Source organism: Methylobacterium oryzae, assembly GCF_021398735.1.
Taxonomy (GTDB): Bacteria; Pseudomonadota; Alphaproteobacteria; order Rhizobiales; family Beijerinckiaceae; genus Methylobacterium.
On the sequence record NZ_CP090349.1, the window covers coordinates 516,040 to 541,471 of the forward strand.

The window sequence follows — 25,432 nt, forward strand, 5'->3', positions numbered from 1 at the left end:
CCAGGGGCTTTTTGCGTTTCGGAGCTCTCATGGTCCAGGCGAACGATCCCGCGCGCCCGCCGATACGGGTGTCGTGCATCCAGTTCGAGCCGGAATTCGGCGCGGTCGACGCGAACATGGCGCGCGCGTCGGACCTCGTCCGCGCGGCCGCCGCCGAGGGCGGCCGGCTGATCGTGCTGCCGGAACTCGCGAGCACCGGCTACGTGTTCGAATCCGCCGCGGAGGCCGCCGCGCTGGCCGAGCCGGTGCCGGACGGCCCGACCACCCGCGCCTGGGCGGCGCTCGCCGCGGAGCTCGGCGTGCACATCGTGGCGGGCATCGCCGAGTCCGCCGGCGAGACCCTCTACAACGCCGCCGTGATCGTCGGGCCGGAGGGCTACATCGGCACCTACCGTAAGGCGCATCTCTGGGATCAGGAGAACGTGTTCTTCGCCAGGGGCGATCTCGGCTTCCCGGTCTTCGACACCGCGCTCGGGAAGGTCGGCGTCGCCATCTGCTACGACGGCTGGTTCCCCGAGACCTTCCGGCAGCTGGCGCTCGCCGGCGCCGAGATCGTCTGCATCCCGACCAACTGGGTGCCGATGCCCGACCAGCCCGACGGTGAGGCCGCCATGGCCAACACCCTGCACCGGGCCGCCGCGCACTCGAACGGCATCTTCATCGCCTGCGCCGACCGGGTCGGCGTCGAGCGCGGCCAGCCCTTCGAGGGGCAGAGCCTGATCATCGGCCCCAAGGGCTGGCCGCTCGCCGGCCCGGCGAGCCGCGACCGGACCGAGACCGTCTCGGCGCTGGTCGACCTCGACGCGGCCGGGCGCAAGGACCTCAACGCGTTCAACTCGCTCCTGCGCGACCGCCGCGCCGACATCTACGGCTGAGCCCGCTTCGCACCGTCGTCATCCAAGGAGTTCGTTCATGGTGAAATGGTCCCTCGTCGGCGCCGCCGCGCTCGCCCTCGCCGCCGCGCAGGCCGCCACGGCCGCGCAGGCCGCCGACGGCAAGCCGATCGTCATCGGCATCCCGATCGGCCTGTCGGGCGCCAACAGCGTCGTCGCCCCCTCGGTGGTGCAGTCGGCCGAGCTCGCCGTGGAGGAGATCAACGCCAAGGGCGGCGTCCTCGGCCGCAAGCTCGTCCTAGAGGTGGCCGACGACGCCTCGGGGGCGGCCGGCGCCCAGAAGGCCTTCGACAGCCTGATCTACCAGAAGAAGGTCGACGTCCTGATCTCGATGGAGACGAGCGCGGCCCGCAACGCCGGCCTGCCCGCCGTCACCAAGGGGAAGGTGCCGTACATCTACACCTCGTTCTACGAGGGCCATTCCTGCAACAAGAACATGTTCGTGGACGCCTGGGTGCCGGAGCAGCAGGTGCCGCCGGTGGTGGACGCCTTCAAGGCGAAGGGCGCCAAGACCTACTTCCTGATCGGCAGCGACTACGCCTTCGGCCGCGGCATGCTGGGCTTCGCCAAGAGCTACGTCGAGAAGACCGGCGGCAAGGTGGTCGGCGAGGAGTACCTGCCGATGGACGGCAGCGACTGGACGGCGATCATCTCCAAGCTGAAGGAGGCCAAGCCCGACGCGCTGATCACCTCGACGGCGGGCGGCGCGCCGAACGTGACGCTGACCAAGCAGCTGCGCGGCGCGGGCGTGTCGCTGCCCTTCGCCAACCTCGCGCTGGACGAGGGCACCGCCAAGAGCATGGGCGCGGACGCTGAGGGCGTCTACCTCTCGGCCTCCTACGTCACCGGGATCGACAGCCCGGAGAACAAGGCGTTCCTGGCGGCGATGCAGAAGAAGTTCGGCGCGGAGCTGCGCACGCCGAACGACCTCTCGGTGCCGGAATACGAGGCGATCTACCTCTACAAGGCCGCCGTCGAGAAGGCGGGCGGGACCGAGACCGCCAAGGTGCTGGAGGCGCTCCCGACCGTGAGCTTCACCGGGCCGCGGGGCACGATCACCATGAGCAAGCAGCACCACGCGCCGCTGACCATGTATCTCGGCCAGATCCAGAAGGACGGCACCGTGAAGGTCGCCGGCACCTTCAAGGACGTCGATCCCGGCGAGCAGTGCCCGAAGCTGCAGTGAGGGGCGGGGCACGAGGCCTCGCCCGGGCGGGCGACGATATCCACCCGTCTCGCGCCGACGTCGATGACGGAGCGCCACGTGCCCCCGCTCCCGTGCGGGAGAGGGTTGGGGTGAGGGATTAGACGCTCCAGGATCGAGTGCGCCGTCGTCGCGCTGTCTCGGACGAGACTTCTCCGGAGAGGTCACACCCCTCACCCTGTCCCTCTCCCGCACGGGAGAGGGGACCCGCGCCCGGTCCGGAAGCCGCGGTGCCGTGGTCGATACGTGACTCGGCAAGCCCGCAGAGGGGGAGGGGACCGTCGTCACCCGCCAAATCCCTCCCTCAGCCCGCGACGACACGCGCACCCGGAATCCCCGATGCTGCTCACCCTCGACATCCTGACCACGGCGGCGATCCTGTTCATCGTCGCGATCGGCCTCCTGGCGATCTTCGGCGTGCTCAAGATCATCAACTTCGCCCACGGGGCGTGGCTGACGGTCGGCGCCTACTGCGCGGTGGTGACCGCCAGGCTCGGGCTCAATCCGTGGCTCGCCCTGCCGCTCGCCTTCGTCGTCGGCGCGGCGCTCGGCGGGCTCGCCGAGCACTTCATCATCCGCCCGCTCTACCGGCGGCCGCTGGACGCGATTCTCGCCACCTGGGGGCTCGGCATCGTGGTCGGGCAGCTCATCACCCTGGCCTTCGGCCGGGACGTCCAGCTCACCCCGAACCTCTACGCCGGCACCGTCGCGTTCCTCGGCGTCGACTACTCGGCCTACCGCCTCGTGGCGCTCGGCATCGCGCTGGCGATCGGCACGCTGTTCGCGCTCACCATCGAGCGGACACGGCTCGGCCTCTCGGCCCGGGCGGTGATCATGAACGAGACCCTGGCGCGCAGCCTCGGCATCGACACGGGCCGGGTGCGCCTCGTCGTGTTCATGCTCGGCGCCGGCTTCGCGGGCCTCGCCGGCGTCCTGCTCACGCCGCTCACCAGCGTCGATCCGAACATGGGCGTCTCCTGGCTGATCGGCGCCTTCATGCTGGTGATGGTCGCCGACGCCTCGTACCTGGCGCTCGCGGCGGCCTGCCTGGTCTTCGGGGCCGCGCAGGTCCTGATCAGCACCTTCGTGAGCCCGATCCTGGGCAGCATCGCCGTCGCGGTGCTCGCCGCCCTCGTGCTGCGGATCAGCCCGAAAGGTTTCTCCCGTGCTTGAGACCCTGCCCGTCGCCGAGCGTGCCGCCGCGGCGCCCCGCGGACGCCGCCTGTCCCGCGCCGCGCCCTTCGTGGTCGCGGGCCTGGCGGCGCTGGCCCTCTGGATCGCGCCGCTCGTCCTCGACACCTTCGCGGTCAACGTCCTGACCCGCTCGATGATCTACGCGGTGCTGGCCGTCACGGTGGACCTGCTCTGGGGCTTCGCGGGGATCCTGACCTTCGGCCAGGCGGCGTTCTTCGGCATCGGCGCCTACGCCACCGCGATGATCCTCGCCGCCTACGGGGCGACGCCGCTCGGGATCGCCGCGGCCATCGCGGCGGCGCTCGTCGCGCCGGCCCTGCTCGGCCTCGCGGTCGGCTGGCTGTCCTTCTACCACCGCTCGACCCCGCTCTACGCCTCGGTGATCTCGCTCGTCGTCCCGATCGTCGTCGTGCAGCTCATCTACGCGGGCGGGGAATGGACCGGCTCCAGCAGCGGCCTCGTCGGCTTCGACGTGCTGCCCTTCGAGACCGAGGGCTATTTCCGCCTCGCGGCCCTGTTCCTGATCGCCGTCACGCTGGCGGCCTGGATCCTGGTCCGGGCCGATGCCGGCCGTGCCCTCGTGGCGCTCCGGGACAACGAGGCGCGCTGCGCCTATCTCGGCCTCAACCCGCGGCGCCTGCAGATCCGGCTCACCGCGTCCCTCGCCGCGGTGGCGGGGCTCGCGGGCTTCCTGTTCGCCAACGCCTCGGGCGTGGTCGCGCCCGAGAATGCCGGCTTCCTGTTCGGCACCGAGCTGGTCATCTGGGTGGCGCTCGGCGGCCGCGGCACGCTGCTCGGCCCGGTGCTCGGCACCGTCGCGATCGACTACCTCGCGGCGAATCTCTCGGGCGACCTGCCGTTCCTCTGGCAGCTCCTCCTGGGCTCGGCCTTCGTGGTCATCATCATCCTGCTGCCGGGCGGCCTCGCCGACCTCGTCGGCCGCCTCTGGCGGGCGCTGCCGGTGGGCCGGCGGCAGCCGGCGCCGCCGCGCCTCGTCGCGCGGGCGGCCGGGACCGAGGCGGCCGGGCCGGAGGTGACCGGCACCGAGGCGACCGGGACCCCGATCCTCAAGGTCGAGAACCTCGCTAAGGCCTACGGCGCCCTGACGGTGCTGGAGGGCATCGACCTCGAGATCCGGGCGGGCGAGCTCGTCAGCCTCGTCGGGCCCAACGGCGCCGGCAAGACCACGCTGATGCGCTGCCTCAGCGACGGCACCGAGCCGTTCAAGGGCGCGATCGCCGTCGGCGGCACGCCGATCACCGGGCTGACGCCGAACCGGATCGTCGGCCTCGGCGTCGGGCGCAAGTTCCAGGTGGCGAGCGTGTTCGAGAGCCTGTCGGTGGCCGACTGCCTCCGCCTCGCCCGGGCGTCCCACGACGGCCTGAGCCCGGTCGGGCGGGCCGAGACGCTGGGCCTGCCGCAGCCCGCCCTCGACGTCCTGCGCATGACCGGCCTCGACCGCCAGCTGACGCAGCCGTCGCGCCTCCTGTCCCACGGCCAGAAGCAGGCGCTGGAGCTCGCCATGGTGGTGGCGCTGGAGCCGCGGCTGATCCTGCTCGACGAGCCCACCGCGGGCCTGACCAAGGCCGAGCGCACCACCATCGGGACCGTCCTCAAGGCGCTCACCGCCGAGGGCCGGATCGCCGCCGTGCTGGTCGAGCACGACCTCGATTTCGTGCGCGAGATCTCGTCGCGGATCGTGGTGCTGCACCAGGGCCGGCTGGTCCTGGACGGCACGGTCGAGGACGTCGTGGGCTCCGAACTGGTCCGGACCATCTACTCGGGAGGCGCCCATGGGTGAGGCAGCACGGCGGGCAACACGGCAGATCGCGCCGGCGGGGGCCGCCCTCGCCCTCGACGGGGTGTCGAGCGGCTACGGCGCCGTCGCCATCGTGCGGGACGTGTCCCTCTCGGTCGGGCCGGGGGAGATCGTGGCGCTGCTGGGCAAGAACGGCATGGGCAAGACCACGCTGCTCAAGACCGTCCTGGGCATGGTGGCCCTGCGCGGCGGCGCCATCACGGTCGGGGGCCAGGCGCTCGCCGGCCTCACGCCGGCCAAGCTCAACGCGCTCGGCGTCGGCTACGCGCCGCAGGAGCAGCCCCTGTTCCAGGACCTGTCGATCCGCGACAACCTGCGCCTCGCGGTGCCCTCCGACCGGATGCTGCCGGAGGCGCTGGAGCGGCTGTTCGGCCATTTCCCGTTCCTGAAGGACCGGCTGGCCCAGCGGGCCGGCACCCTCTCGGGCGGCGAGCAGAAGATGCTGATCCTCGGGCGCGCCCTGATGCTGCGCCCGCGCCTCCTGCTGATCGACGAGATCTCCGAGGGCGTGCAGCCCTCCATGGTCGAGCGCCTGCGCGGCGTGCTCCAGGCCGAGCGGGCCGCGGGCGTGTCCATGCTGGTGGTGGAGCAGCACGTCGCCTTCGCGCTGGCGCTCGCCGATCGCTACGCCGTCCTCAAGCTCGGCGAGATCGTCGACAGCGGTCCGGCGCAGGCGCCGGACGCGCGGGCACGCGTCATCGACCATCTGGCGGTGTGAGGTCGACCCGGATCCGCCACCGTCATCGCGAGCGCAGCGAAGCGACCCAGGGTCGCGCCACGCTCCCGGACGGGGCGCTGCTGGATTGCTTCGCTGCGCTCGCAAAGACGGCGGTGGATCGGGAGCAGGGAGGAGGAAGCCGTAAGCGCATGAGAGAACTCAACACCTTCTCGATCGCCGCCCGCTGCCCGCGGACCGGCCAGCTCGGCGTCGCGGTGGCGAGCGCCGTCCCGGCGGTGGGCGGCCTGTGCCCGTTCCTCAGGGCCGGGATCGGGGCCGTCACCACCCAGTCCTGGGTGAACCCCTACCTCGCCGCCCGCATCCTCGACGGGCTGGCCGGCGGGCAGGATCCCGACGCCGCGCTGGCGGCGGCCCTCGCCACCGACGACCGTCCGGACCTGCGCCAGCTCGGCCTCGTCGACGGGCAGGGGCGGGCCGCCGCCTGGACCGGCGCCGGATGCACGCCGGCGGCCGGCCACCGCACCGGGCCCGGCTACGCGGTCCAGGGCAACATGCTCGCCGGGCCGGGCGTGGTCGACGCCATGGCGGCGGCCTTCGAGGGGAGCGCCGCCCAGGATCTCGACGAGCGGCTGATGCGCAGCCTGGAGGCCGGCGACGCGGCCGGCGGCGACCGGCGCGGCAAGCAGTCGGCGGCGCTCAAGATCGTCGCCGGCGAGGATTACCCGCACCTCGACCTGCGGGTCGACGAGCACGCCGAGCCCGTCGCCGAGCTGCGCCGGGTTCTCCTGGTCGCCCGCCGTCAGCTCGTGCCGTTCGTGGCCGGCATGCCCCGGAAGGACGGCCCGGCCGGCGCCCTGCCGGACGACGTCGTGGCGATGCTGCTCAGGCCTCCCGCCGAGCGGCCGGGCGCCGCCGGGGATGCAGCCCCCGACCTGCTGCGCGACGTCGTCGGCCTGCGCCAGGAGCCCCAGCGGGTCGCCCACCTGCTGGCGCAGTTCGCGCCGGTGCTCGCCGAGATCGCGCGGCTGCGCGACCTCGACCTCGCGGACATCCACCCGCCGGTCGTGTTCGATCCGACGCTCCCCTACCGCCGGGTGCCCCATGACGACCGCCGCGACTGACGCCCTCTGGCAAGCCCCGATCACCGAGCTCGCGCGGCGGATCGCGGCGCGGGAGCTGTCGAGCGCCGAGCTCGTCGGCGCCAGCCTCGACCGGATCGCGCGCCTCGACGGCGCCCTGAACAGCGTCGTCCACCTCTCGCCCGCGGCCCTCGACGCCGCGCGCGCGGCCGATGCCGAGATCGCCCGGACGGGGCCGCGCGGCCCGCTCCACGGCATCCCGATCGCCGTCAAGGACAACTACACCACCGCCGACATGCCGACCCGGGCCGGCACGGCTGTGGAGGCCCTGACCTTCCCGGCGGCCGACAGCCACGCCGTGGCGCGGCTGCGGGCGGCCGGCGCGGTGATCCTCGGCAAGACGCGGATGCACGAATTCGCCTGGGGCATGGTCACGCCGCCGACCCGCAACCCCTGGGACCCCGACCGGGTGCCCGGCGGCTCCAGCGGCGGCTCGGGCGCGGCGGTCGCGGGCCGCCTCTGCCCGGCCGCGCTCGGCTCGGACACGGGCGGCTCGATCCGGATCCCGGCCGCCCTGTGCGGGATCGTCGGGCTCAAGCCGACCTACGGCCGGGTCGGCCGGTCGGGGATCGTGCCGCATTCCTGGTCCCTCGACCATGCCGGGCCGCTGACCCTGACGGTGGCCGATGCCGCCCTGATGCTGCAGGCGCTCGCCGGCCCGGATGCCGGCGATCCCGCGGCCAGCGCGGCGCCGGTCCCCGACTACACGGCCGGGCTCGACCGGCCGATCCGGGGCCTGCGGGTCGCGGTGATCCGCAACCACTTCTTCGACGCAATCGACGACGACGTCGCCGCCGCCGTCGAGGCGGCGCTCCGCTTCCTCGAAGACCGGGGCTGCGCGGTGCGCGACGTCGCGGTGCCGTCCCTGCGCCACGGCCTCGGCGCCATCTACGCCATCGAGCTCGCCTCCTCGACCGCCTACCACGACCGCAGCCTCGCCCGGGGCCACGTGGCGGGCTTCGCCGCCGACGTCCGCGACCTCGTGGAGATGGGCCGGCTCGTGACCGGGCCGGACTACCTGCGGGCCGAGCAGGTGCGGGCCCTGATCATGGACGAGATGGCCGCCGTCCTGGCCGAGGCCGACGTGATCGTCGGCCCGGCCTCGCCGCTGACCGCGTGGCGGACGGACGAGTCGGCGGTGACGCTCGGCGGGCGCGCGGAGAGCGTGCTGGCGGCCTCCTGGCGCCTGACCTACCCGTTCAACCTCGCGGGCCTGCCCGCCATCGCGCTGCCCTGCGGCTTCGACCGGCGCGGCCTGCCGATCAGCCTCCAGATCGCCGCCCGGCCCTTCGCCGAGGCCGAGATCCTGCGCGTCGCCCACCAGTACGAGCGGGCGCACGCGTGGTGCTCCCGGGTGCCGCCCCTGGCCGGCTGAGGCGTCGCTCCCGTCCCGAACAGCTAAGCGGGACCGGGGCGGTCGATTGTACACAACCAATACCGTGCCGCATCGCGAATATCCGCGTGATCTACCGATCAATGCGCGTGGAACCCTTTCTCCGCCGCTGCCGTTGCTGGCTTCGATTGAAGTCAGGAGGCCAACCATGCGGACCATCATTCTCTCGGGCGCCCTGTTCGCGGCCCTGTGCGGCGCGGCGAGCGCCGAGGAGACCACCGTCATCCGCCGCGACGGGCCCGCCGTCGTCGACCACCGCGACACCGTCGTCGAGAAGCGCGAGGTCACCACCGGCAGCGTCGATTGCGGTTCGAAGACCGTCCACAAGGAGGACGGCATGGGCAACTCCAAGACCGTCCACAAGGAAGGCTGCAACTGATCCTCGGCGGACAGCCGCGCCCTGACGACCCTGGAGATCTCAGCATGACCAACAAGCTTCTTCTGTCGCTGGCGACGGCCGGCCTCCTCGCCCTCCCGGCGGCCGCCCAGGCGCAGGGCACCCTGCGGGGCGCGGCCGAGGGTGCGGCGGTCGGCGCCGACGCGGCCGGTCCGGTCGGCGGCATCGTCGGCGGCGCGGTCGGCGCGGCGACCGGCACGGTCGGCGGCATCCTGGGCGTCGACGACCGCCCGCGGTTCCGCAGCTACGTCCGCGAGCGCGGCGCGCGCTCCTACAGCTGGGGCGGCCCGGTCCGGGTCGGCACCGTGCTGCCGGAGGACAGCGTCACCTACTACGACGTGCCCACCGAGTACCGGGTGCGTCCGGGCTACCGCTACACCATCGTGAACGACCAGCCCGTCCTGGTCGATCGCGGCCACCGCATCGTCGAAGTCATCGACTGAGGGGGGCGGGGCGCCGGTTCGTCCGGCGCCCTCCGGCATCGTGACTCCTCCCGAACCCGCGGTGAAGGATCGGGAGACCTCGCCGTCTTTGCGAGCGCAGCGAAGCAATCCAGGGTCGCGCAGCATCGGCAAGCGTGGCGCCGACTTGATTGCTTCGCTGCGCTCGCAAGGACGGCCGACGCACGGATATCCCTGAGCGCGCGTCAGCCCCGCAGGAGTGCCGCCTCGGGCAGATGCAGCGTGATCCGGTACTCGGCGGCGTCGTGGCTGCGCGTCACGGTCGCTTCGAGCTGGCGCAGGGACATCTCCACCAGCATCGTCCCGAAACCTCGTCCGGGCCTCGGCTCCGGGACACGGGCCATCCGCTCGCACCAGTCCAGGACGAGTCCCGCCTCCTGCCGGTCCCAGGTGACCGACAGCGCGCCGTCGTCGGCCCCGAGCGCGCCGTACTTCACCGAGTTCGTCGCCCACTCGTGCAGGATCATCGCCAGCGACGACACGTGCCGCCAGTTGATCGCCACGAGGGGGCCCTCGATCACCGTGGGGACGTGGTCGCGGTACGGGCGCAGGGTCGCGCCGATCAGGCCCGCGAGATCGCTCATGCCCTGGCCGTCGGACGGGTCGGCCAGGGAATGCGCCCGCCCGAGGGCCGAGATGCGGTCGCGCATGTCGGTGGCGAAGACGCCGATCTCCCGGTGCGTGCGGGCGCCCGCCGAGATCATGCCGCCGATGATCGCGAACAGGTTCTTCACCCGGTGGTTCATCTCCCGCAGCATCAGGTCGCGGGTCTCGGCGAGCGCGTATTCGGGCGACACGTCGATGCAGACGCCGACGATCCGCTTCCGGTCGCCGCTCCGGGTCAGGCGCCCGTAACTGCGGATGTGCCGCGGCGCGTGGTCGGCGGCGCGCACGCGGATGCGCGCCTCGAACTCGTTTAGCCCGTGCGCCGCCTCGGACAGCGCCGCCTCGAAGCCGGGACGGTCCTCGGGCAGCACGCTGGCCGCCAGGGACGCGGTGGGGTGCGGGGTGTCGGGAGCGAGGCCGAACATCGTGCCGGCGATGCTGTCGACCACGACGGTCCCGGCATCCGGGCTGTATTCCCAGACGCCGATGCCCCCGGCCTTCACGGCCAGTTCCAGCCGCTCGCGCTCCGCGGCGAGCTGGCGCTCCAGCGACAGCGCCTCGGTGATGTCGGTGAGCACCAGGGTGGCGCCGTCGACGCTGCCGTTCTGCAGGCGGTAGGGCAGCACCCGCAGCGAGAGCGTGCGCTCCCCGTCCCGGGTGGCGACGCGCCGCTGGATCACCGAGCCGCCGGCGCAGACCTCCTGGGCGTCGTGCAGGTACTCGTGCCCGGCGAGCCGGCTCGACACGTCGGCGAGGGGGCGGCCGCGATCGCCCGGCTGCAGCGGGAAGATCGTGGTGGCCGACGTGGTGAAGCTGCGCACCTTCAGCTCGCGGTCGAGCACCACGACGGCGAGGTCGGTGGATTCGAAGAAATTGCGCAGGTCGGCATTGGCGATGGTGAGCTGCTCGACCTTGGTCTTCAGCTCGTCGTTGACCGTGGACAGCTCCTCGTTCGTCGACTGGAGCTCCTCGTTCATCGACATCATTTCTTCGTTGGAGCTCTTCAGCTCCTCGTTCGTCGTCTCCAGCTCCTCGACCGCCGAGCGCAGCTTGTAGCGGGTGCGCAGCAGCTCCTCTTCCAGCGCCTCGACGTGGTCGCCGCCGGCATCCATCTCGATCAGGTCGAGGTTGTCCGCCGCCCGGAAGGCGCCGGTGTCGCGCAGGACCAGGAGCATCGAGCCGTCGGGCAGGGGATCGCAGATCAGCTCCACCGGCTGGACGCCGTATTCCGAGCGGATCTCCACGTCGCGGACGACCACGCGCTTGCGCGCGTCGCGGGTCTGGCGGAGCAGCGGGCCGATGACGTCGCGCAGGCCCGGGCGCGCCAGGGTGATGGCGCTGGTGCCGCCGGTCCGGGTCACCGGGAAGTCGAAGTAGCGGCTCAGGCGCCCGTAGGCGGCGATGATGCCGCCGTCCTCGTTGAGCACCATGCTGGGCGGGGCGTAGCGCTCCATGACGCGGCGCACCGCCACGGTCTCGTCGGCGATCGAGGGCTCGCCGCGCCGCTCCTCGCGCCCGCCGCGCCGGGCCTCGCCCCGGCGGGCGCTCCCCGGCAGGTCGATCGGGTATTGCGGCGCGCCCGGCGGCCGCTCGAACAGGCGGGCGTGCTGGTCGATGACCGGGAACAGGTGCTCGAAGCGGCTGACGCTCTCCGAGGGGCCGAGGAACAGGTAGCCCCCCGGCCGGACCGCGTAGTGGAACAGCGGCACCACCGATTGCTGGAGGCGCTCGTCGAAGTAGATCAGCAGGTTGCGGCAGGACAGGAGGTCGACCCGCGAGAAGGGCGGGTCCTTGACCAGGCTGTGGCTGGAGAAGCGGATCAGGTCGCGGATCTCGGCCGCGACGGTGAAGCGCTCGGCGTGGAGGACGACGTAGCGCTCCCGCAGATGGGCCGGGATGTCGGCGAGCGCGGCGGCCGGGTAGGTCGCCTCCCGGGCGATCTGGAGCATGCGCTCGTCGATGTCGGTGGCGAAGATCTGGACCGCCGGCGGCAGGCCGAGGCGGCGGGCGGCGTCGGCGAACAGCATGGCGATGCTGTAGGCCTCCTCGCCGCTGGAGCAGCCCGGGATCCAGACCCGGATGTCCTCCTCGGGATCGCGGGTGCGCAGCAGGGGCTCCACCACGCGCTCCCGGAGGAGCTCGAACATCTCGGCGTCGCGGAAGAAGCGGGTGACGTTGATCAGGAGGTCGCGGAACAGCGCCTCGCACTCGGTCTTGTCGGCCCGGACGCGGCCGAGATAGGCCCGGCCGGACTCGAGCCCGAGGACGTGCATGCGCCGCTCGACCCGCCGGACCAGGGTGGTCCGCTTGTAGCCGGCGAAGTCGTGGCCCACCGCCGCGCGGATGACCCGGCAGAGGTCGTCGATGTGGTCGGCGACGAGGCGGGACTCGGCGTCGACGGCGTCGGTGCCGCGGCGGCGGAAGAAGGTGGTGAGGCAGTCGACGATCTCGCCCGGCGGCCGCACGAAGTCGACGAGGCTGGTCCCGACCGCCGAGAGCGGCATGCCGTCGTAGCGGGCGGTGTCGGGCTGCTGCACCACGCAGACGCCGCCGTGCTCCTTGATCGCCCGCAGGCCGGTCGTGCCGTCGGCCCCCGTGCCCGACAGGATCACGCAGGCGGCGTTGGCCTGCTGGTCGACCGCGAGCGACAGGAAGAAGTCGTCGATCGGCCGGCGCAGGCCCCGCGGCTGGACGAAGTGGGTGAGTTCGAGGACGCAGTTCTGGATGACGAGGCCCCGGCCGGGCGGGATGATGTAGACCTTGTCGCCCGCGATCCGCTCCCCGCCCTCGCACTGGAGCACCTCCAGCTCCGTCTGCCGGTCGAGGAGCTGCGCCAGCATGCTCTCGTGGTTGGGGTCGAGGTGCTGGACGATGACGAAGGCCATGCCGGTCGGCGGCCGGGCGCGCGCCAGCATCTCCCGCAGGGCCTCGAGCCCGCCCGCCGAGGCGCCGATGCCCACGACCGGCCCGGCGAAGGGCGGCGCCGTCACCGTGCCGGCGCCGTCCAGGACCTCCGAGGCCTCGCCTCCGGGGGCGTTAAGGAAATCCTGGTGCATCGAGATCCGCGAGCGTGAGCTTGGCCTGCGCGACCGTGGCGACCGTGTTGGCGATCGTCATCAGCGAGCCCTCGATGACGAGCCCACTCTCCGCAAGCGTCGGGGTCAGCCGGGACAGGGTCCGGCCCAGTTCTGCATCGTAGGCGGAAAGCAACTCGGGTTGCGAGCGGCTGACGTCGAATTGGGATGCGAAAAGGTAGCGCACCTCGCCCGAGAGCGCCTTCAGTTTGGACATGTACAGCAGGTTGACGAAGGGCTTCCCGTCCTTGCGGAAATTCACGATCGGCGTGCGCACCGTGTCCTGACGGTCGTTCTCCAGGAAGGCGTGGATCTTGGCCCGCGCCTCCCGGTTGTCGGCGTCGCGCTGGAGGAGGCGGCAATTGCGCCCGACGACCTCCGCGCCCGTGTAGCCGGTGAGCTGGTGGAACCGCTCGTTCACCAGGAGCAGGACGTTGTCGTCGCCCGCCGCGGCCAGCGCCAGGGCGATGTGGGATTTCTCGAAGAAGGTCGTGAGTTCGGCCGGGATGGTCTGCGTGTCCACGGTAGCTTCCCTGTCGCCTCCGTTCGGCGCGGCCCTGCCGGTCCGCTCCCGGGCCCGCCCGCCCGCCGGGCCCCGTGCCGAGGACGCCCGCGATGGTGCCCGCGAGGACGCCCTCATGGGCGCGCCGCCGCGGTATGGCAATGACGCCCGGGCCGGCGAACCCGTTCCGCACGTCCCTGCGACGCCGTGTGCCCCGGGGGCACCGCCCGCCCGGGGCCGTCCGGATCTCAGCCCTCGCCGCCGATGATGCCGCGGATGCGGGTCGCGAGCGCCTCCAGGGCGAAGGGCTTCGTCATCACCTGCATGCCGGGGCCGAGATGGCCGTGGTTGAGGGCGGCGTTCTCGGCGTAGCCGGTGATGAACAGGACCTTCAGGTCGGGCCGGTGCTGGCGGCCGGCATCGGCCATCTGGCGGCCGTTCATGCCGCCGGGCAGGCCGACATCGGTGATGAGCATGTCGACGCGCACGTCCGACTGGAGGACCTTCAGCCCCGAGGCGCCGTCCGCCGCCTCGATCGCCGCGTAGCCGAGATCCTCCAGCACCTCGGTGACCAGCATCCGCACGGTCGGCTCGTCGTCCACAACCAGGACCGTCTCGCCCTGCTCGGCGCGGGGCGCGTGGGCGAGGTCGGGCAGGATCACCTCGGCCTCCGCCTCGCCGAGATGGCGGGGCAGGTAGAGGCAGACCATCGTGCCCTGGCCGACCTCCGAGTAGATCCGGACCTGCCCGCCGGACTGCTTGGCGAAGCCGTAGATCATCGACAGGCCGAGGCCGGTGCCCTCGCCGATCGGCTTGGTGGTGAAGAACGGGTCGAAGGCCTTGGCGACCACGTCGGGGGTCATGCCGGTGCCGTTGTCCGAGACGCAGAGCGTCACGTACTGCCCCGGCTCCAGCTCGCGCTCCTGGGCGGCCCGGTGGTCGAGCCAGCGGTTGGCGGTCTCGATGACGATGCGCCCGCCCGCCGGCATCGCGTCCCGGGCGTTGATGCACAGGTTGAGCAGCGCGTTCTCGAGCTGGCTCGGATCGACCAGCGTCGGCCACAGGCCGCCGGCCCCGACCGACTCGATCGCCACCGCGGGGCCGACCGTGCGGCGCACGAGCTCCATCATGCCCTCGACCAGGCGGTTCGCGTCCGTCGGCTTCGGGTCGAGGGTCTGGCGGCGGGAGAAGGCCAGCAGGCGGTGGGTCAGGGCGGCGGCGCGCTTGGCCGCGCCCTGCGCCGCGCCGATGTAGCGGTCGAGGTCGCCGACCCGGCCCTGCAGCATCCGGGTCTGCATCAATTCCAGCGAGCCGACGATGCCGGCCAGCATGTTGTTGAAGTCGTGGGCGAGCCCGCCGGTGAGCTGGCCGACCGCCTCCATCTTCTGCGACTGGCGGAGGGCCTCCTCGGCGCGCATCAGCTCGGCCGTCCGCTCGGCGACCCGCTGCTCCAGGGTCTCGTTGAGGCTGCGCAGCGCCGCGGCGACGCGGTCCCGCTCGGCCTCGACGGCGCGGCGCTCGTCCACGTCGATCAGGACCCCGGGGAAGCTCAGGGGCGTGCCGTCGGGCGCGTGGTCGACGCGGCCGTTGGCCTCCAGCCAGTAGTAGCGCCCGTCCGCCCGGCGGACCCGGTACTGGTGCGCGTAGGCGCCGCCCCGGGCGACGGCCGCGTTGATGGCCGCGGCCAGCCCGGGCTGGTCGTCCGGATGCACGGTCGCGACGATCCGGGCGAGCGGGATGCCGTCCCGGCCCAGCGCCGGGTCGAGGCCGAAGCTGCGGGCGAAGCCCTCGTCGACCGTGAACCGGTCGCTCGGCAGGTCCCAGTGCCACGTGCCGATGATGGCGCCGGCCGCGAGGGCGAGCTGCACGCGCTCGATGTTGGTCCGGGCGAGCGCCTCGCTGGCGCGCAGGGCGTCCTCCGCCTGCCGGCGCGCGGTGATGTCCCGGAACAGCACCGAGACCTGGCGCCGGCTCGCCGGCCCGATCCGGGCGGCCGAGACGTCGATGAAGCGGTCGGCCTGGGCGAAGAAGCGCTCGAACCGGATCGGGACACCGGTGCGGAGCACGCCGCCGTAGAGCTCGAGCCAGGCCTCCGCGTCCTCGGCCGACACGAGGTCGCGCAGCGTCCGCCCGACGATGCCGGCGATGCCGGTGTGGCGCTCGTAGCCGGGATTGGCCTCGACGTGGACGTAGTCGCTCAGCGGGCCGTGCGGGCCGTCGAAGAACTCGATGATGCAGAAGCCGTCGTCGATGGCCTCGAACAGCGTCCGGTAGCGCTCCTCGCCGGCGCGCAGGGCGTCGCGGGCCTCGCGCTGCTCGGTGATGTCGCGCGCCACCCCGGAGAACCGCACCGGCCGCCCCGCGGCGTCGCGCTCGATCTCCCCCTGCCGGGCGATCCAGCGGATCTCGCCGGTATCCGGCCGCCGGATCCGGTAGGCGACGTCCCGCGGGGGGTCGCCGCGGCGCCGGCTCGCCGCCGTCGAGACGAGGGCCCGGTCCTCCGGCAGGATCAGCGCCTCGACCAGCTCGGCCGGGTAGGTGTCGCGCTCCGGCAGGCCGTAGAGCCGGCAGAATTGCGGGGTCGGGTGCAGGAGCCCGTCCGCGACCCCCACGGTGAACAGGCCGATCCCGCCCGCCTCCTGCGCCCGCAGCAGGCGCGCCTCGGCCTCCCGGAGGGCGAGGCCGGCCCCGGACAGGTCGGCGGGGGGCTGCGGGAGCGTCGGGGCGTCCGCCTCAGCGCCGGTGGCGGCCGCCCGCGCCCGGAGTCCGGCGGCCTCCGCCTCCAGCGCGCGGGCGCGCCGCAGGAGCGCCTCGGTCCCCGTCTCGTCCACGCTCAGCGCCCGTGCGTCGCGATGGACTCCCCCGCCAGCCGCGCGGGGCGGTCGGGGCGGATCGCCAAAATCGGGAGGGCGGGGGATACGGGCACGGGGCTGGCGCTGCGACAGAGGGGCGGGGCGTGGGCGCCTTCTGCCGGAAACGGACCTGGGACGCCACGGGACCGGACCATAACGCGCGGAAACCGCTAAGGCTGCGTCGGCCGGCCCGGCGGGCGACGGGGGCCGCCGGCTACGGCTCGGCGAGGCGGCAGGTGGCGCTGCTCGCGCGGGGCCAGCCGTAGTAGATCGTCTCGGCCTGCACGTCGGCGAGGCTCACGACCTCCGGCACCGAGGCCTGCTGCGTGTCGAGCACCGTCCCGCCGGCCCCCGTGAAGGTGCACAGCACGGTCACGTTCGTCGCGAGGTCCGGGCCGGTGTTGCGCAGGTTGACCATCGCCCGCTGCGGCTCGTGCGAGTCCGGCGGCGTGTGCAGCCGGGTCTCCCGCAGGACCAGGGCGGCGTCGGCCCGCGCCGGCGGGGCGAACGCGACGACCAGGCCGGCAGCCAGGAAGGCGCCGGCCCACCGCGACGACTGCATCCTGCGCATGGTCGGTCCATCCTCTCCTCGTGCCGGGCCTCGGTGCCGGATCCCGGTACAGGGTCCCGGGCCCGGCACCCGCCTCGATCCAACTTGTAACCCGGGTTCCGGGTTCGGCGTCAGCCGCCGCCCGCCCGACGCGAGGCCGCCCCTGGGACCGGGCCGATCCATCCTCAGTTGCGCAGCGGCTCGGCGTCGATCTGCATCCGGTAGATCGTCGTCGGGAACTTGACCGTCGAGGCCGCGCCGCCGCTCATCGCCGGTGTGCGGTTCATCTGCGCCGCCGGGATCCACAGGCCGCCCTGCTCGTCGATCCACATCGCGTCGACCCAGACGAGCCGCGGGTCCTGCACCAGCGTGCTCATCGTCCCGTCCGGCGCGATCTTGAGGATCCGCAGGCCGTCCGTGTCGCTCGCGTAGATGGTGCCGCCCGCGTCGATGGCGGTGCCGCCCGTCGCCACCGTGGCGGCGTGGAGCTTCACGTGCCGGGCGCGCTCGTCGTCGCTCACGGCCGCGTCGTCGAGGTACCGGGTCTCGATGCTGTAGAGCGGCCCGGTGCACGCTTGGTAGTAGAAGGTCTTGCCGTCCGGCGAGACTTCCAGCTGGTCGGCGTGGATGAAGAGCAGCTTGTCCTTGTCGTCCCGGAGCACGCGGCCCTGGCCGGTCAGCGGGCGCTGCGCGATCGTCGACCAGTGTCCGTCGAGCACCCGCCGGAGGCCGCCGGTCTCGCGGTCGAGGACGATCAGACCGGGCTGGCCGGCATCCGTCAGGTAGATGTGGCCGCCGTTGAACCGGAAATCGTCGATGAAGCTCTTCTCGGTGGTCGCCGCCTGCAGCGGGTAGACCCTGCGCACGGCGTTCGTGGCGAGGTCGATCTGCACGAGCTTCGGGCCGCCCGGCAGCGGCGCAGCGCCCATGCCGGGCGCGCCCTTGTCGACCACCCAGAGATCCCCGTCCGGCCCGATCCGGATGGCGTTGACCGCCACGAAGGCCTTGGCCGGGTCGTCACCCGTCTTCCAGGCGTTCCAGGCCGCGTCGGGGTACGGGACCGCCTTGCCGTCCCGCCACTCGCCGAGCTCGATCCCCTTGTCCTGGCTCTGCCGCTGGAACGGCGAGAACAGCCGGCCGTCCGCGGACCGGGTGATGCCGTTGAAGACGAGGTCGTTCGACTCCACCATCGGCTTCAGGGCGTCGGACCCGGCCGGCGCCTCGGCGGCGCGGCCGGGCGCGCCGAGGCCGGCGGCCAGCAGGAGGGCGAGGAGCGTGGCGCGCATGGTGGGTTCCCGGTCCGGCGGTGAGGCGTCTCGCCCGGTAAGCCCGCGGGGCGCGCGGTGTTCCGGTCCGGTCCCATCGGCCGCAGTCGTGAGTCCGGCGCGGGTCTGGCGCGGGTCCGTTCCGGGGACGCCTGCGACGCTTCGCCGGGGCTGGATACGGCCGAGAACAGAACATATAGTGAACACAGGGTGAGCGCCGCGCGGGGCGGCCGAGGAGGAGCGAGGGATGGCCAAGTACCGGTTCCACTGCACCAACGGCCTCGAATGCGTGTTCGACGCCCGCGGCACCGAGGTCCGCGCGACGGCGCGCCTCGTCGACCGCGCCCGCAAGGTCGCCTCCGACGTGCGGCGCTCGCTGGCCAACCGCACCGACTGGGCCGAGTGGCGGGTGAGCGTGCACGACCTCTCGGGCCGGCGGGTTCTGGTGCAGCCCTTCGTGCAGCCCTTCGAGAAGGCGTCGGGTCGCGCCAGGGCGGCCTGAATGGCGACGCCGATCAGGACGGTCGCGCAGGGGTCCGGTGCGGCGGCCGCGGAGCCGGATCAGACGATCCGCCCCCTGAGCCTGTCCGAGTTCATCGGTCAGCGCGCGGCGCGGGCGAACATGCAGGTGTTCATCGAGGCGGCGAGGAAGACCGGGCAGGCGCTCGACCACGTGCTGTTCGTCGGGCCGCCGGGCCTGGGCAAGACCACGCTCGCTCAGATCGTGGCGCGCGAACTCGGCGTGAACTTCCGCTCGACCTCCGGGCCGGTCATCGCCAAGGCCGGGGATCTGGCCGCCCAGCTCACCAACCTGGAGGAGCGCGACGTCCTGTTCATCGACGAGATCCACCGGCTCAACCCGGCGGTCGAGGAGATCCTCTACCCGGCCATGGAGGATTACCAGCTCGACCTGATCATCGGCGAGGGCCCGGCGGCGCGCTCGGTCAAGATCGAGCTGCCGAAGTTCACGCTGGTCGGCGCCACGACGCGGGCGGGGCTGCTGACGACGCCGCTGCGCGACCGGTTCGGCATCCCGATCCGGCTGGAGTTCTACGAGATCGACGAGCTGGAGCAGATCGTGGCGCGCGGCGCGCGGGTGCTGGGCCTGGGCATGTCGGCGGAGGGCGCCAACGAGATCGCCCGTCGGGCGCGGGGCACGCCGCGGATCGCGGGGCGGCTCTTGCGGCGGGTGCGGGACTTCGCGGTGGTGGCGGAGGCCGAGACGGTGACGCGGGCGATCGCCGACCGGGCGCTGCAGCTCTTGGACGTGGACGGGGCGGGTCTCGACGTGATGGACCGCAAGTACCTGAGCCTGATCGCGCGCGCGTTCGGGGGCGGGCCCGTGGGGATCGAGACGATCGGGGCGGCGCTGTCGGAGCCGCGGGACGCGATCGAGGACATCATCGAGCCCTACCTGATCCAGCGCGGCTTCGTGCAGCGCACACCCCGCGGACGCGTCCTCACCCGACACGCCTACCGGCATCTCGGCCTGCCGGAGCCGGAGCCGGCCCCGGTCGCCGCCTGAGCGCCGGCCGAATTGCCGGATCCCGTCACGGGCCCTAGCTTCCCTCGGCACAGCGGAGGCGCCCGCGATGATCGATCTCTACGCCTGGAACACCCCCAACGGCCGGAAGATCAGCGTGGCGCTGGAGGAGATGGCGCTGCCCTACCGGGTCATCCCGGTCGACATCACGCAAGGGGCGCAGTACGCGCCGGACTTCCTGGCGATCAGCCCGAACAACCGCATCCCCGCCATCGTCGATCCGGACGGGCCGGACGGGTCCCCGATCCCGGTGTTCGAGTCCGGCGCGATCCTGCTCTACCTCGCCGAGAAGACCGGCCGCTTCCTGCCCGAGGACCGGCGGCAGCGCGTCGCCGCCCTGGAATGGCTGATGTGGCAGATGGGCGGCTTCGGGCCGATGCCCGGCCAGGTCCACCACTTCCTGTCCGTCGCGGAGGCCGACCGCGCCTACGGGCTCGCCCGCTACAGCAAGGAGACGCACCGGCTCTACGGCGTGCTGGACCGGCGCCTCGCGCAGGTCGCGTACGTCGCGGGGCCGCTCTCGGTGGCGGATTTCGCGATCCTCGGCTGGGCGTGGCGCCACGAGCGCCACCAGGTCGACCTCGCCGACTACCCGCAGGTCCGGCGCTGGTACGACCGGATGATGGAGCGCCCCGCCGTGCAGCGGGGCTTCACCGTCCCGCTGAGCTGAGGCGGGGCGCCCCCTGGTCCGGCGCTTGCGACGCCGGGATCCACCGTTCGGGGAGTGACGATGAGGCGACGCACCTTCCTGGCCGCTGGGGCCGCGGCCCTGGCGGCCCCCTCCGTCGGGCGGGCGCAGGGCGCCCGGGTCCTGCGCATGGTCCCCCAGGCGAACGTCACCTCCATCGATCCGATCTGGACGACGGCGATCGTGACCCGCAACCACGCCTACGTGGTCTACGACACGCTGTTCGGCCTCGACGCCGACCTGCGGCCGCAGCCGCAGATGGCGGCCGGCCTCAAGGTCGAGCAGGACGGGCGCCGGGTGACGATCCCCCTGCGCGCGGGCCTGCGCTTCCACGACGGCACGCCGGTCCTGGCGCGGGACTGCGTCGCCAGCATCCGGCGCTGGGCGGCCCGCAACGGCTTCGGCCAGACCCTGATGGCCGCCACCGACGAGCTCGCCCACGACGGCGACACCGACATCGTGTTCCGGCTGAAGGCACCGTTCCCGCTCCTGCCGCAGGCGCTGGCGAGCGTCAGCCAGCCGGCCTTCGTCATGCCCGAGCGGGTCGCCCAGACCGACCCGTACAAGCAGATCACCGACGCCACCGGCTCCGGGCCGTTCCGCTGGAAGGCCGACGAGTTCAACTCGGGCAGCCTGATGGTCTACGAGCGCCACCCCGGCTACGTGCCGGCGCCCGGCACACCGAGCCTGACGGCCGGCGGCAAGGTCGCCCATTTCGACCGGATCGAGTGGCGGATCATCGCCGACGGCGCCACCGCGGCGGCGGCCCTGCAGAACGGCGAGATCGACTGGTACGAGCAGCCGCCGCCCGAGCTCCAGCAGCTGCTCGCCCGCAACCGCGACATCGTGGTGGAGGGCCTCGACCGGCTCACCAACCCGGCGATCCTGCGGATGAACCACCTGCAGCCGCCCTTCGACGACGTCGCGGTGCGCCGGGCGGTGCTGCCGGCGATCGTCCAGAGCGACTTCATGGCGGCGATCGTCGGCGACGATCCCGGGGCCTACGACGACCGCTGCGGGATCTTCACGCCCGGCACACCGATGGCGAGCCAGGTCGGCCTGGAGGCGCTCACCGGGCCGCGCAGCCTGGAGGCGGCCCGCGCGGCGCTCAGGGACTCGGGCTACGACGGCGCGAAGATCCGGCTCATCGGCCCCACGGACCTGCTGGCGCCCGCGGCGCTGACCCAGGTCGCGGCCGACCTGCTCCCCCGGATCGGCTTCAACGTCGACCTGGCCCTGAGCGACTGGGGCACGGTGATCCAGCGGCGCGTCTCCCGCGAGCCCGTCGAGAAGGGCGGCTGGTCGGTGCTGCTCACCACCTTCTCGTCCTTCGACAACGCCGACCCCGCCGCCCTGCAGCCGCTCCGGGCCAGCGGGCCGAACGCGTGGTTCGGCTGGCCGTCGGTGCCGCGGCTGGAGGCGCTCCGGACCGCGTGGTTCGCGGCCCCCGACGCGGAGGCGCGCCGGGCGATCTGCGCCGACATGCAGCGGATCGCCCTCGAGGAGGTCGTGTTCGTGCCGGTCGGCTCCTACCGTTCGATGACGTCCTACCGGCGCGACCTCACGGGCCGCCTCCCGGGCTTCCCGATCCTCTGGAACCTCCGGCGCGCCTGAGGCGGCTCCGCCTCGCGCCGGTGCCGCCTCAGGCCCTCCGGCGCACCGTGCCGGCCTCTGCCTCTGCCTCTGCCGCTACCTTCGCTTCCGCCGCGCCCTCGCGCTCCAGCCGCTCCAGCAGGTCGCCGAGGGGCATCGGGCGGCCGATGTGGTAGCCCTGGGCGTAGCGGCTGCCGTGCCGCCGCGCCACGTCGAGCTGCGCCTCCGTCTCGATCCCCTCGACGATCCCGTCGAGGCCGAGGTTGCGGCACAGGTCCAGGATCGTGGAGACGAGGCTGCAGCCCCGGTCGGTGTCGATGTCGGCCATGAAGCCGCGGTCGATCTTGATCTTGTCCAGCGGCAGGCGGTGGACGTAGCCCAGGCTGGAATAGCCGGTCCCGAAATCGTCGAGCGCGATCTTGATGCCCAGGCTGCGCAGGGTGGTGATGGCCGCCTTGGCGTGGTCGAAGTCGCGCATCAGGGCGGTCTCGGTCAGCTCGAGCGTCAGGCGGCGCGGGTCGATGCCGCTGCCCCGCACCGCCGCCAGGATCGACAGGACGGTCTCGGGCGAGGCGAGGTCGTGGGCGGACAGGTTGAAGGACAGGCCGGTCCCGGGCGGGAGCTGCGCGCAGTCGGCGAGCGCCTTGCGCAGGAGCAGCAGCGTCACCGTGTGGATCATGCCGCCGCGCTCGGCGGCCGCGATGAACCGGTCCGGCGCGACGCGGCCCAGCGTCGGGCTCGTCCAGCGCGCCAGACCCTCCACGAAGGCGGTCCGCCCCGTGGCGAGGTCGAGGACCGGCTGGTAGTGCAGCACCATCTCGGCGGCGAGGTCCGCCGTCCGCAAGGCCGTCTCCACCGCCTGCTCGGCGCGGATCGCGTCCTTGTGCTCCTGCGAGAACAGGGTCGTCGCGCCGCGCCGCTGCTCCTTGGAGTGGTAGAGCGCGTAATCGGCGCGGTCGAACAGGGCGTCGGCGTCGTGCGAGACCCGGCAGGGCAGGGCGAGCCCGCCCGAGCAGCCGGTGACGACCTGGATGTCGCCGATCCGGATCGGCCGCTGCAGCGCCGTGCAGACGCCGTCGCAGAAGGCGAGCGCCGCTGCGGCCGAAGCCGGCGCGCGCAGGATCACGCCGAACTCGTCGCCCCCCAGCCGCGTCACCACCACGTCCGCCCCCGCGAAGGCCGCGAGGCGCCGGCCGGCCTCCGCCAGGACGCGGTCGCCGACATTGTGCCCGTAGGTGTCGTTGATCGGCTTGAACCGGTCGAGGTCGAAGATCGCCAGGGCGAAGGCCATGTCCGCCCCGGAGGACGACCGGAGCGCCTCGTCGAGCTTCTGGAAGAAGTAGCGCCGGTTGGGGAGGCCGGTCAGGCTGTCGGTCTGGGCGAGGCGCGCGTTCTCCTCCGAGAGCCGGCTCGCCACGGCCTGGGACGCGACGAGGGCGACGAAGGCCCGGTAGTTGGTGTTGAGGATGCGGACCATCACGGCCGTGACGAAGGCCGTATTGGCCGCGATGGCGAGGAACACGTGGTTCCCGCTCGTCACGCAGCAGAACAGGAACACGCCCATGACGATGCCGGTGACCAGGAAGGCCGCCAGCGGCAGGTAGGTCAGGCAGAAGATGCAGGCGATCACCGTGACGGCCACGAAGATCGCGACGTGGCCCTGCTCGTAGGGGCCGCCGAACGTGTTCAGGACCATCGCCCAGATCACGAAGGCGACGGAGAAGAAGACCGTGAGCACCGTCGTCCGCCGCAGGTGGCGGGCGGCCTGCGCCTCGTCCAGGGCCTCGGGCCTCAAGCGCCACCAGTGGATCGCGCGCAGGAGGCACAGCGCGATCACGGTCCCCGGGATGCCGAGGGTCAGGTAGGCGGGCGCCAGACCGTAATGCGTCACCGCGAGGGCGCCGGCATTGACCGAGAGCAGTCCGTAGAGGGACGGGATATGCTTCTGCAGTTCCGCGAGCTGACGCATGGCCGTCAGACCCGGGGCGGATGCGGTCGACCTCCCGATCAATATCGAGAAAGGATATTTCGGACGGTTCATCGAAGCTGCGTCTGAGAGATTGCCGTATTATTATACTCCTAACATTAAAGAGATATTTAAGCCGCGAGCTGTCGCGGCGGTCGTCCACGGCTCTATTCCCCGCGCCGGACCGGCGCATCGCGGCGCTCGGGAGACAATCCACCGGGCGGCCGAGCCGACGATTTACCGATTCCGTCCCAAGTTGAGCGGGAAGTGCCCCGGTTCGACTTGTATCGAGGATCGTACAATTGCCTCGCTGCTCCATCTACTCTTCCAGGGACTGGTGGATGGGGGTCGGCCGACCGCCTCGCGTGCCGTCGGCGCCGATTGCCCGGACAGGACATCCCGGCGATGATCGTCGTCGCGGCCGCGGCCGCGGGGCTCAGGAGAGGCCGATGAGAATCCGTGTCCACGTCGCCCGGCTGGCGATCCTCGTCGGCGGGCTGCTCGTGGCCGCCGCGCCCGCGCAGGCCGAGACGATCGACGTGACCTTCGCCTGTCCGAACGGTCGGACGCTGGCCGTCACCTTCCTGAACGCCGCGGGGCCGGAGCGGGCGGTTGTCCGGCCGGACAACGGCGCCGCCGTCACCCTGCCGGTGCAGCTGAGCGGGTCGGGGTTCCGCTACGCCGACGCCACGCACGAGCTGCGGGGCAAGGGGCGGTCGGTCACGTGGACCGACGGCGCCGGCACGCCGGTCACCTGCACCGACCGGACGCCGGCCGACGCCAAGCCGCGCTAGGCTGCTCGGGGCGCGTGCCGGACCCTGGCCCGGCAGCGCCGGACCCGCTAGGAACCGCCCGTCCCGGAGATTGAGGCGTCGGCGTCCCGCCGCGCGTCGCCCGCGACGCGGAGACGTTCCTTGCCCGCGCCCGCGCCCCCGTCGCGCTTCGACGCCGTCCTCCTCGACCTCGACGGCACCCTCGTCGACAGCCTGGCCGATCTCCGGACGGCCCTGAACGCCACCCTGGCGCGGGAGGGCCTGCCGCCGGTCGGGACCGCCGCGATGCGGGCCATGGTGGGCGACGGCGCGGTGGCGCTGCTGCGGCGCGCCCTGCGGGCCTCGGGCGGCGATCCGGAGCGGGCGCCGGACCTGCTGCCGGCCTTCCTGGCCGTGTACGAGCCGCTCGCGGCCGCCGGTACCGCCCTGTTCCCCAACGCCGCCGCGGCGGTCCGCGACCTCCGGGCGGCGGGCTACGCGCTGGCGATCGTCACCAACAAGCCGGCCCGCGCCACCGGCCTGATCCTCGACGCGGTGGGGCTGGCGCCGCTGATCGACACGGTCGTGGGCGGCGACACGCTGCCCGAGCGCAAGCCCGATCCCGCGCCGCTGCGGGAGGCCCTGCGTCGCCTGCGGGTCGAGCCCGGGCGGGCCGTCATGGTCGGCGACATGCACCACGATATCGCGGCCGCCCGCGCCGCCGGCACCGCCGCCATCCTGGCCCGCTACGGCTACGGGCGCCCGGACGACGCGCGGACCGCCGACGCCGTCCTCGACGACATCGGCGGCCTGCGGGCGATGATCGGGGCGCTGCCCGCGGGCGGCACCCCGGCCTCCTAGG

General features: G+C 72.8%; 21 protein-coding genes. 15 read left to right on the plus strand and 6 right to left on the minus strand.

Features of this window, described 5'->3' with window-relative positions; all coding sequences use genetic code 11:
• Positions 1–29: 29 nt before the first annotated feature.
• From LXM90_RS02440 to LXM90_RS02480, 9 genes are all read left to right on the plus strand, one after another.
• Positions 30–875, plus strand: coding sequence for a nitrilase family protein (locus LXM90_RS02440; protein ID WP_020096062.1), 846 nt, complete (start codon positions 30–32; stop codon positions 873–875).
• Positions 876–912: 37 nt separating this feature from the next.
• Positions 913–2,079: a substrate-binding protein gene (locus LXM90_RS02445; protein ID WP_020096061.1), complete on the plus strand. Its 1,167-nt coding sequence runs from the start codon at positions 913–915 to the stop codon at positions 2,077–2,079.
• Positions 2,080–2,436: 357 nt separating this feature from the next.
• Positions 2,437–3,270 (plus strand): branched-chain amino acid ABC transporter permease, encoded by an 834-nt coding sequence (locus tag LXM90_RS02450; protein ID WP_020096060.1) that lies wholly within the window; start codon positions 2,437–2,439, stop codon positions 3,268–3,270.
• Entirely contained in the window at positions 3,263–5,092 is a 1,830-nt protein-coding gene (locus LXM90_RS02455; protein ID WP_020096059.1) for an ABC transporter permease subunit, read from the plus strand. Before LXM90_RS02450 ends, LXM90_RS02455 begins: the two co-directional genes overlap by 8 nt.
• Positions 5,085–5,828, plus strand: coding sequence for an ABC transporter ATP-binding protein (locus LXM90_RS02460; RefSeq protein ID WP_234081639.1), 744 nt, complete (start codon positions 5,085–5,087; stop codon positions 5,826–5,828). Before LXM90_RS02455 ends, LXM90_RS02460 begins: the two co-directional genes overlap by 8 nt.
• 149 nt (positions 5,829–5,977) lie before the next feature.
• Complete coding sequence (locus LXM90_RS02465) at positions 5,978–6,910, plus strand: DUF1028 domain-containing protein (RefSeq protein WP_020096057.1); 933 nt, start codon at positions 5,978–5,980, stop codon at positions 6,908–6,910.
• Positions 6,891–8,303 carry an amidase gene (locus LXM90_RS02470; RefSeq protein ID WP_020096056.1) on the plus strand — a complete coding sequence of 471 codons (1,413 nt, stop codon included), beginning with the start codon at positions 6,891–6,893 and terminating at the stop codon, positions 8,301–8,303. The genes LXM90_RS02465 and LXM90_RS02470 overlap by 20 nt, the downstream gene beginning before the upstream one ends.
• A 166-nt stretch (positions 8,304–8,469) precedes the next feature.
• A complete protein-coding gene (locus tag LXM90_RS02475; protein WP_020096055.1) occupies positions 8,470–8,700 on the plus strand; it encodes a hypothetical protein in 231 nt (76 codons plus the stop codon).
• A gap of 44 nt (positions 8,701–8,744) precedes the next feature.
• Complete coding sequence (locus LXM90_RS02480; protein ID WP_020096054.1) at positions 8,745–9,161, plus strand: DUF1236 domain-containing protein; 417 nt, start codon at positions 8,745–8,747, stop codon at positions 9,159–9,161.
• Positions 9,162–9,364: 203 nt separating this feature from the next.
• Here LXM90_RS02480 and LXM90_RS02485 read toward each other — a convergent pair whose 3' ends face one another.
• The 5 genes from LXM90_RS02485 to LXM90_RS02505 form a co-directional block, all read right to left on the minus strand.
• On the minus strand, positions 9,365–12,841 hold the full coding sequence (locus LXM90_RS02485; protein WP_020096053.1) for a CheR family methyltransferase: 3,477 nt from the start codon (positions 12,839–12,841) through the stop codon (positions 9,365–9,367).
• Positions 12,822–13,382, minus strand: coding sequence for a PAS domain-containing protein (locus LXM90_RS02490; RefSeq protein WP_020096052.1), 561 nt, complete (start codon positions 13,380–13,382; stop codon positions 12,822–12,824). Before LXM90_RS02490 ends, LXM90_RS02485 begins: the two co-directional genes overlap by 20 nt.
• Positions 13,383–13,609: 227 nt before the next feature.
• The gene (locus LXM90_RS02495) at positions 13,610–16,192 is read right to left on the minus strand and encodes a PAS domain-containing protein (protein ID WP_234081641.1); all 2,583 of its coding nucleotides are present in this window, start codon (positions 16,190–16,192) and stop codon (positions 13,610–13,612) included.
• Between the two features lie 235 nt (positions 16,193–16,427).
• A complete protein-coding gene (locus LXM90_RS02500) occupies positions 16,428–16,784 on the minus strand; it encodes a hypothetical protein (protein ID WP_026605381.1) in 357 nt (118 codons plus the stop codon).
• A gap of 164 nt (positions 16,785–16,948) precedes the next feature.
• Positions 16,949–18,049 carry an SMP-30/gluconolactonase/LRE family protein gene (locus LXM90_RS02505; protein WP_020096049.1) on the minus strand — a complete coding sequence of 367 codons (1,101 nt, stop codon included), beginning with the start codon at positions 18,047–18,049 and terminating at the stop codon, positions 16,949–16,951.
• Between the two features lie 226 nt (positions 18,050–18,275).
• Between LXM90_RS02505 and LXM90_RS02510 the strand changes: the two genes are divergently transcribed.
• The 4 genes from LXM90_RS02510 (at position 18,276) to LXM90_RS02525 (ending at position 21,873) form a co-directional block, all read left to right on the plus strand.
• Positions 18,276–18,530 carry a DUF6894 family protein gene (locus LXM90_RS02510; protein WP_020096048.1) on the plus strand — a complete coding sequence of 85 codons (255 nt, stop codon included), beginning with the start codon at positions 18,276–18,278 and terminating at the stop codon, positions 18,528–18,530.
• Positions 18,531–19,553 (plus strand): Holliday junction branch migration DNA helicase RuvB, encoded by a 1,023-nt coding sequence (gene ruvB, locus LXM90_RS02515; protein WP_205833905.1) that lies wholly within the window; start codon positions 18,531–18,533, stop codon positions 19,551–19,553.
• A 67-nt stretch (positions 19,554–19,620) separates the two neighbouring features.
• Positions 19,621–20,241 carry a glutathione S-transferase N-terminal domain-containing protein gene (locus LXM90_RS02520; RefSeq protein WP_234081644.1) on the plus strand — a complete coding sequence of 207 codons (621 nt, stop codon included), beginning with the start codon at positions 19,621–19,623 and terminating at the stop codon, positions 20,239–20,241.
• A gap of 60 nt (positions 20,242–20,301) precedes the next feature.
• Entirely contained in the window at positions 20,302–21,873 is a 1,572-nt protein-coding gene (locus LXM90_RS02525) for an ABC transporter substrate-binding protein (RefSeq protein WP_020096318.1), read from the plus strand.
• Between the two features lie 28 nt (positions 21,874–21,901).
• Here LXM90_RS02525 and LXM90_RS02530 read toward each other — a convergent pair whose 3' ends face one another.
• Positions 21,902–23,821, minus strand: a complete 1,920-nt coding sequence (locus tag LXM90_RS02530) for a putative bifunctional diguanylate cyclase/phosphodiesterase (protein WP_020096317.1) — start codon at positions 23,819–23,821, stop codon at positions 21,902–21,904.
• Positions 23,822–24,267: 446 nt separating this feature from the next.
• On the opposite strand from LXM90_RS02530, the gene LXM90_RS02535 reads away from it, so the two are divergent.
• Positions 24,268–24,612 (plus strand): MliC family protein, encoded by a 345-nt coding sequence (locus LXM90_RS02535; protein WP_020096316.1) that lies wholly within the window; start codon positions 24,268–24,270, stop codon positions 24,610–24,612.
• A gap of 120 nt (positions 24,613–24,732) precedes the next feature.
• A complete protein-coding gene (gph, locus tag LXM90_RS02540; protein WP_020096315.1) occupies positions 24,733–25,431 on the plus strand; it encodes a phosphoglycolate phosphatase in 699 nt (232 codons plus the stop codon).
• Position 25,432: the final 1 nt, after the last annotated feature.

Bases quoted from the DNA above. Each gene is read 5' to 3' on its own strand.
- LXM90_RS02440 (WP_020096062.1), top strand. From the start codon at position 30: ATGGTCCAGGCGAACGATCCCGCGCGCCCGCCGATACGGGTGTCGTGC.
- LXM90_RS02445 (WP_020096061.1), top strand. From the start codon at position 913: ATGGTGAAATGGTCCCTCGTCGGCGCCGCCGCGCTCGCCCTCGCCGCC.
- LXM90_RS02450 (WP_020096060.1), top strand. From the start codon at position 2,437: ATGCTGCTCACCCTCGACATCCTGACCACGGCGGCGATCCTGTTCATC.
- LXM90_RS02460 (WP_234081639.1), top strand. From the start codon at position 5,085: ATGGGTGAGGCAGCACGGCGGGCAACACGGCAGATCGCGCCGGCGGGG.
- LXM90_RS02465 (WP_020096057.1), top strand. From the start codon at position 5,978: ATGAGAGAACTCAACACCTTCTCGATCGCCGCCCGCTGCCCGCGGACC.
- LXM90_RS02470 (WP_020096056.1), top strand. From the start codon at position 6,891: ATGACGACCGCCGCGACTGACGCCCTCTGGCAAGCCCCGATCACCGAG.
- LXM90_RS02475 (WP_020096055.1), top strand. From the start codon at position 8,470: ATGCGGACCATCATTCTCTCGGGCGCCCTGTTCGCGGCCCTGTGCGGC.
- LXM90_RS02480 (WP_020096054.1), top strand. From the start codon at position 8,745: ATGACCAACAAGCTTCTTCTGTCGCTGGCGACGGCCGGCCTCCTCGCC.
- LXM90_RS02485 (WP_020096053.1), bottom strand. From the start codon at position 12,841: ATGCACCAGGATTTCCTTAACGCCCCCGGAGGCGAGGCCTCGGAGGTC.
- LXM90_RS02500 (WP_026605381.1), bottom strand. From the start codon at position 16,784: ATGCGCAGGATGCAGTCGTCGCGGTGGGCCGGCGCCTTCCTGGCTGCC.
- LXM90_RS02505 (WP_020096049.1), bottom strand. From the start codon at position 18,049: ATGCGCGCCACGCTCCTCGCCCTCCTGCTGGCCGCCGGCCTCGGCGCG.
- LXM90_RS02510 (WP_020096048.1), top strand. From the start codon at position 18,276: ATGGCCAAGTACCGGTTCCACTGCACCAACGGCCTCGAATGCGTGTTC.
- ruvB (WP_205833905.1), top strand. From the start codon at position 18,531: ATGGCGACGCCGATCAGGACGGTCGCGCAGGGGTCCGGTGCGGCGGCC.
- LXM90_RS02520 (WP_234081644.1), top strand. From the start codon at position 19,621: ATGATCGATCTCTACGCCTGGAACACCCCCAACGGCCGGAAGATCAGC.
- LXM90_RS02525 (WP_020096318.1), top strand. From the start codon at position 20,302: ATGAGGCGACGCACCTTCCTGGCCGCTGGGGCCGCGGCCCTGGCGGCC.
- LXM90_RS02530 (WP_020096317.1), bottom strand. From the start codon at position 23,821: ATGCGTCAGCTCGCGGAACTGCAGAAGCATATCCCGTCCCTCTACGGA.
- LXM90_RS02535 (WP_020096316.1), top strand. From the start codon at position 24,268: ATGAGAATCCGTGTCCACGTCGCCCGGCTGGCGATCCTCGTCGGCGGG.